The sequence below is a fragment of the Shewanella hafniensis genome (assembly GCF_019655335.1).
In the GTDB taxonomy this organism is placed as follows: domain Bacteria; phylum Pseudomonadota; class Gammaproteobacteria; order Enterobacterales; family Shewanellaceae; genus Shewanella; species Shewanella hafniensis.
The window spans coordinates 1-230 of sequence record NZ_BPFD01000297.1; the positions used below are offsets into that span (position 1 = coordinate 1).

Genomic DNA, 230 nt, shown 5'->3' on the forward strand with positions numbered 1-230 from the left:
TTTCGCCTTCAGCCAGATATTGCACGTCGGCGTTATCGACGTTGTAAGTCCAGTTGCCCGCCGCATCGATAGTCAGGCTGCCGAGCGCGCCAACACTTGGAGTGCCGTTGCCCGCTTGGAATACCGCTTGGCCGCTGTCGGCATCGGTAATGGTTAAGGTGCCGCTGTCAGTCAGAACTGGATCGGTGGCATCTTCAGTGACCGCGCCGACATCGTCGCCAGCAATCACA

1 protein-coding gene is annotated in these 230 nt (G+C 58.7%); it reads right to left on the reverse strand.

What is annotated here, in order from left to right; genetic code table 11:
• Nucleotides 1-230 (reverse strand): VCBS domain-containing protein (locus K5Q99_RS22345; protein ID WP_220778182.1); only part of this gene is annotated, 230 nt, incomplete at both ends.